This is a genomic window from Psychrobacter sp. TWR1-1-1, assembly GCF_049895865.1.
Taxonomy (GTDB): Bacteria; Pseudomonadota; Gammaproteobacteria; order Pseudomonadales; family Moraxellaceae; genus Psychrobacter; species Psychrobacter immobilis_A.
Genome location: NZ_JAFCTE010000019.1, coordinates 20,464 through 28,815, shown reverse-complemented (window position 1 = coordinate 28,815; position 8,352 = coordinate 20,464). Strand labels below are relative to the sequence as shown.

Here is an 8,352-nt window from a genome sequence, read left to right as displayed (position 1 = left end):
TGTAATCTACACACTAATCACTGCCAGCTCGTCTTGATGAGGGCGTATTATAGAGGGTTTGAATCTTTAGTCAAGGGCTATTTTATCTTAATTTGAATAATCTTGGTGATTAGACTAAATTGGCAGAATGGCGACGCTACTTTTGCTTCAATCGGGTAGTAGTATATGGGGTTTTGAGCAAGGATAGCTTTTTCCCCTTAAAATTTCTTACATCTTTCTATAAATGGCAACTTTACATTACAGCTTGCCTATCTTTTTGAAGAATTCTTTATAAGCAGCGACTTTTTTATCTAAGGCTAAAGGATAGGCGCGTGACGTTGAAGGCAACCTATATAAGGTAAGATTATTTACATCCACTTTTCGATTGTGATCGTTTTGCCATTGGTAAGGATAATCCATACTTTGATTGGTCTTAGGATACTTGGATTTAGCAGGTGGCTCGGCTAATAAACCAAGCAGCACTTCTGTTGCTTTACCGCCCGTGGTAAATAAGGTTTCAACCTTTGGCACTTGTGGCAATATACTATCTAGGTCAACGGGTGTGACGACGGTTAAGTTCTTATCTGAGGCATTGCCCGTTTCACGAATAGCCTGATGGACCGTTGGACAAGAAGCAATTCCGCGCTCAAACATAAAGGCGCGAATACGCTCAGGATCGAAGCGTTTTTCTTCGCCTACCCGAAAGTAATCCACATCGTCAAAAAATACACTGCCATAAATACGCCACATGTCATTGTAAAAGTTTGGGTAGTGAAATGGCATTGCCCATTTATCAGCGGTCGGCGGAAAAGTGCCCATCATCATTACCGTAGCATTAGGTGGTAAAACGGGAGCGAACGGATGCGTTTCTACCTCTGCTGCTTGGGCTTCAGATAATATCCAGCTGTTATCGGTTTGATGCGTATTATTCTGGGTGTGATATGGTTGTGTAGTCATAAGATTCTTCATCAGAAAAGCGGTTTTTTTGCTATCATAGCAAGCCTAAACACTGCTTCATTTATTAGGGTGCTATTATAGTCAAACATAGTCGGCTTAAATAAAACCAACCCTGCCATAAATATATTTAGCTTACTTTATTATCAAAGTAGCAAGCTTACTATTTGTGAGACAGATATAAGGTTGAAGTGCAGTAAGTGTTTGTATCTTTTATACTAATGGCAACCGCAGTAATTGCGCACGCATCAGACCAAAAACCAAGAGAAACCTTATGAGCGACTTAAAAATCACCGTCATCGATCACCCGTTAGTCCGTCATAAACTCAGCCTTATGCGCGAAAAAGACTGTAGCACTTATAAGTTTCGCACGTTGACCAAAGAGCTTGCACGCTTGATGGCATATGAAGCAAGCCGTGATTTTGAAATCGAAACCTTCCCAATGCAAGGCTGGTGTGGTGAAATCACTGGTGAGCAAATCATCGGTAAGACAGCAACGATTGTACCGATTTTACGTGCGGGTATTGGCATGCTTGATGGGGTGCTCGACTTGATCCCTACTGCTAAGATTTCTGTCGTCGGTTTGCAACGTGATGAAGAAACCTTACAACCTGTGCCGTTCTTTGAAAAATTTGTCAGCCATATGGACAAACGCCCAGCCCTTATCATTGACCCAATGTTAGCCACTGGCGGCTCAATGGTCGCGACCATCGAGATGTTAAAGAAAAATGGCTGTACTAATATTAAAGCATTGGTATTGGTTGCGGCACCTGAAGGCGTACGTGTGGTCAATGAAGCACATCCTGACGTGACCATTTATACCGCTGCACTAGACAGCCATTTAGATGAACATGGTTATATCATCCCAGGTTTGGGCGATGCTGGCGATAAAATCTTTGGTAAGCAGTTGTTTAACAAATAAGACAACGCCCATAAACCGTGGCAAGCCGGCATTATAAAACCATTTGAAATGTGTACAGAACATCAATGATAAGGATATAAGATGAACGTATTGATTACAGGCGCAAGCGCTGGTTTCGGTAAAGCATTAGCTGAGCGTTTGGTTGCCAATGGTCATCGCGTAATTGGCTGTGCCAGACGCCTCGATAAGCTGAATGCTTTAGCAGATACTTTGGGCGAAACATTTTTACCTGTGGTCATGGATGTGAGTGACACGGCTACTATCCCGCAAATCATTGCTGATTTGCCTGCTGACTTTAAGCAAATCGATGTCTTGGTCAATAATGCGGGACTGGCACTTGGCACAGAGCCTGCGCAAAATGCCAGTCTTGATGATTGGATGCGTATGACCGATACCAATATTAAAGGTCTAATGGCGGTGACCCATGCGGTCTTGCCAGCGATGGTGGCGCGCGATAGCGGTTATGTCATCAACATTGGTTCAATTGCTGGCAGCTGGCCTTATTTTGGTGGCAACGTCTATGGTGCGACCAAAGCCTTTGTTAAGCAGTTTAGCCTAAATCTGCGCGCGGATCTCATCGGTACGCAAGTGCGAGTGACCAACCTTGAACCGGGTAATGTCGCGGGTACTGAGTTTTCAAACGTGCGTTATCATGGCGATGACGATAAAGCCGCCAAGGTTTACGACGGCTTTAAAACCATGACCGGCGATGATATTGGCGATATTTTATTATGGCTGATTGAATCGCCTGCTCATATTAACGTCAATCGCTTGGAAGTTATGCCAGTGGCGCAAACTTATAACGGGCTGACGATTGCCAAGCAAGATTCTTAAAATTTTAGCCGAATGTTTGGCTCACTAACGTAATTCATAAGACCGAAGCAATATAGTCTCACCTATGTTGCTTCTTTTTTTGCCTTTGATATTCATCTCATTAACCAAGCGCAATTCTTGAAAGTCTAAAATTAGCACCTCATTACGCAAGCGCTCGCTGGTACGTTTATTATGGCGTATCGGAAATCCTAATACTTGCTTACCCCTAATCACTATCTGATTGATAATCATGGTCAGATTATTGATGGTAGATTTAGCGCTTACCTTTTGAGCATTAATGATGACTGTGGCAGGATTAACAGTTGTGCTTAAAACCTTTGTTTGACGCACAATTTTTGGCAAATTCCCTGCAAAAAACAAGACTTGCTCTAGCGGCAAATACTGCGCGTGACGCATCAATTCCTGACGAAACAGCGAAGGCATATCAATGTTGAAACTGTCTTCTGTTTGCTGAGAAAACGCCGTAAAATTACGCTGTAAATAACGCCCAAATACGCTGCTATTAATCCAGTCTTGATAAGTATCATTAGCTAGTAATTGCCTAGTGAAAGTATTGGCATCTGGCGTGATATCTGCTGTCAGCATTGCCATCAATAGCGCCTGCGGATTGAGCAAGGTTTGCTGCTGCCAGATTTGCGGATATAGGCTGCTATCAAGCAATGGTAACGTCAGCTTGCCCATAGACTGATATCCTTATATTTTACTTGCTGACGTTTGATTCGATTGGTCAAAGTCTATGACAAGTCACTACTTTTACCGCTCAACTGCTTTTAACCCTAAACAGTTTTTATGCTATGGTTAATTACCTACTTTAATATAGCAGTCTTTTAGAAATGAGATAAAGACTTTTGCTACGATACATTTTGGCTCAATCGACTTGGTAAAACCGCTTAATGAAAACAAGGTACATTGCCTTATGAAGAAAAACTTAATCAACTTGCCTATTAACTACCAGTTGAAAACGATTGATATCACTTTAACTGATGGTACGTTGCTACCAGTGTCAGTCATAGGCAGTGGCAAACCTGTAATATTACTGCATGCTTATGGTATGGACGCGCGTGAGTTTTTGCCATTTATTTTACCTTTGGTTGGCAAGTATGCCTTTTACCTGCCGCACTTACGAGGATTTGGCGCTGCAAAAAATATCGACCTCACCCAGTTTGATTTTGTGCGCCAGTATGCCGATGATATCAGTGTCGTCATTGAGCAAATTTGCTTAGCGCGCAATATAGAGTCCTTGCCTGTTGCCGCTATTTCGATGGGCGCACAAGTGATGTGGGCGTATTTTGAGCGTTATGGCAGCGCAAAAGTCAGCCGTTATTTGAATATTGACCAAAGTCCTGCTATCCATAACCAGCCTGATTGGCAAGGTGGCTTGTTTGGCACGCGCCAGCAAGAAGTATTCGATATCTTTCACGAAGTAATTGAGAAAACTTTACCTTATGCTGAAATAAAAAGCTTTACCCACCTACCGTTTGCTCTAAAACGCCGTGCAACGGATGTCGAACGACTGTTCTCTCTGTTATCTGTTAATCGAACGCGCTCAAAAGCGTTTATACAAGTGATGACTTATAAAAATGACCCCAAACTTGCGCTTTACGATCATAGTATTTGGCATCATAAAATGCGCTGCTTACAAGCCTATTTGACACTACCCTATGACTTTCGCGGTGCGATAGAGCGGGTCACTATTCCAGTGGTCAATCTGATTGGAGGTCGCTCTAAGCTTTATGATGCTCATTGGCAGCAAAAAGTCACCCAGATGCTACCCAATGCTCGCGAAGTTGTTTTGCCGCGCTCAGGTCATGCGGTACCAATGGATGAGCCAATTGGGTTTTATAAAGTATTGAAGGGATTTTTGCAGGATTAGTTGTTCATTTATATAAAAAAAGCGACTCCAAAAGTCGCTTTTTTATGTGAGCAATAAATTTTAATCATTAATCAGCTAACGCTTTGGTCAGCTCAAATCGCGGCACTTGCTTACCCTCAACTTCAACCGTTTCAGAAAACATAGATAACGGTCGTACCCATACGCCATACTCACCGTATAGGCAGCGATAAACGACTAATGCTTCTTCGGTTTCTGAATGCTGCGCGGTATGCAAAACTTGGTAAAGACTACCTTTATAATGGCGGTAAATGCCTTGGGGGATGGTTTGGCTCATATTGTCTTCAACTTATTCAACTTTATTCATATCAACATCATAGCCAGAGCTTTTCATTTCTCTAGCAATGCTATATTTCCAAGCCCCACTTATATCCATGGACTTATAGACTACACCAGATATATCATTTGGAATCTCTAAATCACCTTTTACAAGTGCAACAACGTTTGCTCGACCAATCTTGCCAATTAAGAGTCCATGCTCAAAAACGACGTTTTGTCTTGCCCGTGGTTTCAAATCTTCTGGTTTAGATCTAACGCCACCAACATCACAAGCCGTATAAAGCACAATAGCAAACCCTACGTCCGTGTGTTTTTCTAACTTCTCTATGATAGTAGCACCTGAATCAATTTGTTCATGAAGAATCTTAGCTTCAAAACCGAGCTTTTCAATGAATCTTGCTACTTCATTTTTAGCACCGTCATCATGACCATGCACAATAAAGACTTTTGAGCAGTCTATGCTTTTATCTTTAATATTTTCTATATCTACTTCCTCTGGAAATAATTTCAATTCTTCAATTATAGTTTCAATTAAGTTAATAGCGCTATTTCTACCTCTGTTCCAAGCATCATAATTAATAGAATCTGGCATATTTGAGTATGCAATCGATGAAAAAAAAGTGATTTTTTTAAAATCGCTCAAATAATTAGAAGTAGCACCGCTTATTCTGCTTATAAACATAGCTGAACGGCGTTTCAGTTTATCAAGACCAACTTTATCCCCATACTTCAGCTCCTCGAACTCTTGCCTTATCTCTTCCAGAAATTCAATATTATTCACATTAACCCACCGTCACTTTCGCATAAGCCTTTTTGCCCGCTTGGATAACGACCGTTTGACCCGACGTTAAGTTAAAGCCAGCATCAACCACTTCTCCATCTACTTTTACCGCGCCACGCTTGATCATATCTTTAGCTGATGAGCTATTTTTAGCCAATCCAGCTTGGTTGAGTACTTGAGTAATAAATAGCGCTTCAGCACCTTCTGACTCTAAGGTCACTTCTGGCAAATCAACAGGCAGTTCACCATCAGCAAGCACGTTACCTGCTGACTTGTGCGCAATGGCAGCAGCATCGGCATCGTGGAAACGCTCGATTAATTCTTCAGCAAGAATACGTTTGATTTCTTGTGGGTTGCGACCGTTTTCCATCTCTGCCATTAACGCTTCGACTTCTTCCATTGGCTTAAAGCTTAAAAATTCAAAGTAGCGACGGATTAAGGTATCTGGCATTGACAGCAGTTTTTGGTACATGGTGCCCGGAGCATCATAAATGCCGACATAGTTGCCAAGAGACTTAGACATTTTATTAACACCGTCTAGCCCTTCTAAGATTGGTACGGTGATACAAACTTGTGGCTCTTGACCATAGCGACCTTGCAGGGTGCGCCCCATTAGGATGTTAAAGGTTTGGTCAGTACCACCAAGCTCGACGTCCGCTTTTAGCGCGATAGAATCATAGCCTTGCACCAATGGGTATAAAAACTCATGAATCGCAATCGGCGTTTGCGCGGCATAGCGTTTAGAGAAATCATCGCGCTCAAGCATACGCGAGACAGTCAGCTGGCTAGAAAGCTGAATCATATCACCCGCCGACATATCCTTGAACCATTCAGAGTTAAAGACGATCTTGGTTTTTTCTTTATCCAAAATCTTAAAAACTTGTTCCGCATAAGTCTGTGCGTTGACTTTGATTTGCTCATCGGTCAATGGCGGACGGGTGCTGTTCTTACCAGAAGGGTCACCAATCTTGGCAGTATAATCACCAATTAGAAAATAAATTTCATGACCCAAATCTTGAAAATGTTTCAGCTTATTAATCAGCACGGTATGACCCAAATGCAAGTCTGGTGCGGTAGGATCAAAGCCTGCCTTGATACGTAGTGGACGATTGAGTTTCAGTTTCTTAACCAAATCCTCTTCAGATAGGATTTCTTGCGTGCCGCGTTGGATCAGGGCAAGCTGTTCTTCTAGGGTGTAGGTTTGCGTGGTCATGATGCTCTCTTTATTGTCTTTATTAAAAGGGTAACGCGTTTGGGCTATTTAGAATCTCATAGCCAGTAAAAGATGTTAGAATTTGAGAGATATACTAGCGTTTTTTAAGGTAAATTGCCATGACCAAGCCCGTATCGATTGACGATATTCAGAATACTCCTGACACAGATTTAAGTTTAGAGATGAGCTTAGATAGCCGTCTAGATAATATTGACGATTTAAACTATGCCACCTTGACCGATGCACTCGAGCAAACCGTGTTTGAAAACTTCGATGATGGCTTATATATCGGCATGATGTCTGGCACCAGCTTAGACGGGATGGATGCGGTTCTTTGTCAGTTTAGTAGTGATAGTAGTGCTGAAAAAGATACACAGCAACCGATGCGACTGTTAGCAACTCATAGCCAAGAGTTTCCGCCGCGTTTGCGTAAAGTGTTATTGGATTTATGCCAGCCTAATGGTGTTCAAGAATTACTACCCGCAGAGGGTGAGCCAAACAGCGAATTAGACTGGTTCGGTTGGGCAAGTAAAGAATACGCTGAATTTGCCAGCGAGGTGGTCAATAATTTATTGCAGCAATCGAATACTGATGTAGAGTCGGTATTGGCGATTGGCTGTCACGGTCAAACGGTACGCCATCGTCCGCAACTGGGCTTTAGCTTGCAATTGGTCGATGCCAATATCATTGCTGAGCGTACTGGCATTAGCGTCGTCAGCGATTTTCGCCGCCGCGATATGGCAGTTGGTGGACAAGGAGCGCCGTTGGTTCCAGCTTTTCATCAAGCGTTATTTGCCACGCCTGATAGCACGCGCGTGTTATTAAATTTAGGCGGTATTGCCAATATCACTGTCTTGCCAGCAAGCGATAGTCCTGTGATTGGTTATGACACGGGTCCTGCCAATTTATTGTTGGATGCGTGGACAACACTGCATACCGAAAAAGATTATGATGCGGGCGGCGCATGGGCGCAGTCAGGACAAGTGGTTGAGCCGCTACTTAATCAGCTTTTGGAACATCCTTTTTTTCATAAAAGCTATCCTAAAAGTACAGGGCGCGAAGATTTTAACCTAGCTTGGCTACAAGATGAGCTGCAAAAATTCGATCAAGCATCTGCTGATGTCCGTTACTCATCTGCCGATGTACAGGCAACACTCACTGAGCTGACAGCGATGAGTGCCAGTATGCAAATTAACATGTTTATTAATGCTCATGAAAATAGCTCGGTTTACGTCTGTGGTGGCGGTGCATTAAACGATTATTTGATGACTCGCTTGCAAGCGCATCTGCCCCATTGCACAGTAGAGACCACCGCAAGCTTAGGGCTGAATCCTGCTTGGGTCGAAGCCGTCGCCTTTGCATGGCTCGCACGGCAAACACTAATAGGTGAAACGGGTAACTTACCAGCTGTCACTGGCGCGAGTAAAGGCGTGGTTTTGGGTCAGGTTTGTTTCGCCTGACTGGTCAAATTTTAGTTTACACACGTGCACTTATGTGTT

General features: G+C 42.9%; 9 protein-coding genes. 4 read left to right on the top strand and 5 right to left on the bottom strand.

The annotated features are described in order from the left end of the window. Nucleotides 1–237: 237 nt before the first annotated feature. Nucleotides 238–804: a DNA glycosylase gene (locus ACP69U_RS12685; protein WP_420825208.1), complete on the bottom strand. Its 567-nt coding sequence runs from the start codon at nucleotides 802–804 to the stop codon at nucleotides 238–240. Between the two features lie 403 nt (nucleotides 805–1,207). On the opposite strand from ACP69U_RS12685, the gene upp reads away from it, so the two are divergent. Together upp and ACP69U_RS12675 are read left to right on the top strand one after the other, a co-directional pair. After that, the gene (gene upp, locus ACP69U_RS12680) at nucleotides 1,208–1,855 is read left to right on the top strand and encodes a uracil phosphoribosyltransferase (RefSeq protein WP_045445969.1); all 648 of its coding nucleotides are present in this window, start codon (nucleotides 1,208–1,210) and stop codon (nucleotides 1,853–1,855) included. Between the two features lie 81 nt (nucleotides 1,856–1,936). Beyond that, complete coding sequence (locus ACP69U_RS12675) at nucleotides 1,937–2,689, top strand: SDR family NAD(P)-dependent oxidoreductase (protein WP_426138689.1); 753 nt, start codon at nucleotides 1,937–1,939, stop codon at nucleotides 2,687–2,689. A gap of 24 nt (nucleotides 2,690–2,713) precedes the next feature. Here the strand turns inward: ACP69U_RS12675 and ACP69U_RS12670 are convergent, their stop codons facing one another. Beyond that, the gene (locus ACP69U_RS12670) at nucleotides 2,714–3,370 is read right to left on the bottom strand and encodes a hypothetical protein (protein WP_426138688.1); all 657 of its coding nucleotides are present in this window, start codon (nucleotides 3,368–3,370) and stop codon (nucleotides 2,714–2,716) included. Between the two features lie 235 nt (nucleotides 3,371–3,605). Here ACP69U_RS12670 and ACP69U_RS12665 point away from each other — a divergent pair, with 235 nt between their 5' ends. Further along, a complete protein-coding gene (locus tag ACP69U_RS12665) occupies nucleotides 3,606–4,562 on the top strand; it encodes an alpha/beta fold hydrolase (protein WP_426138687.1) in 957 nt (318 codons plus the stop codon). Nucleotides 4,563–4,629: 67 nt separating this feature from the next. On the opposite strand, the gene ACP69U_RS12660 is transcribed toward ACP69U_RS12665, so the two are convergent. Genes ACP69U_RS12660 through tyrS form a run of 3 tightly spaced genes read right to left on the bottom strand, consistent with a single transcriptional unit; the run spans nucleotide 4,630 to nucleotide 6,853 of the window. Continuing rightward, complete coding sequence (locus ACP69U_RS12660; protein WP_087813598.1) at nucleotides 4,630–4,857, bottom strand: DUF1653 domain-containing protein; 228 nt, start codon at nucleotides 4,855–4,857, stop codon at nucleotides 4,630–4,632. 12 nt (nucleotides 4,858–4,869) lie between these two features. After that, nucleotides 4,870–5,640 (bottom strand): TIR domain-containing protein, encoded by a 771-nt coding sequence (locus tag ACP69U_RS12655; RefSeq protein ID WP_404643751.1) that lies wholly within the window; start codon nucleotides 5,638–5,640, stop codon nucleotides 4,870–4,872. A 1-nt stretch (nucleotide 5,641) separates the two neighbouring features. Continuing rightward, nucleotides 5,642–6,853, bottom strand: a complete 1,212-nt coding sequence (gene tyrS / locus ACP69U_RS12650; RefSeq protein WP_426138686.1) for a tyrosine--tRNA ligase — start codon at nucleotides 6,851–6,853, stop codon at nucleotides 5,642–5,644. A 119-nt stretch (nucleotides 6,854–6,972) separates the two neighbouring features. On the opposite strand from tyrS, the gene ACP69U_RS12645 reads away from it, so the two are divergent. Then, the gene (locus tag ACP69U_RS12645; RefSeq protein WP_372815713.1) at nucleotides 6,973–8,313 is read left to right on the top strand and encodes an anhydro-N-acetylmuramic acid kinase; all 1,341 of its coding nucleotides are present in this window, start codon (nucleotides 6,973–6,975) and stop codon (nucleotides 8,311–8,313) included. Nucleotides 8,314–8,352 lie beyond the last annotated feature (39 nt).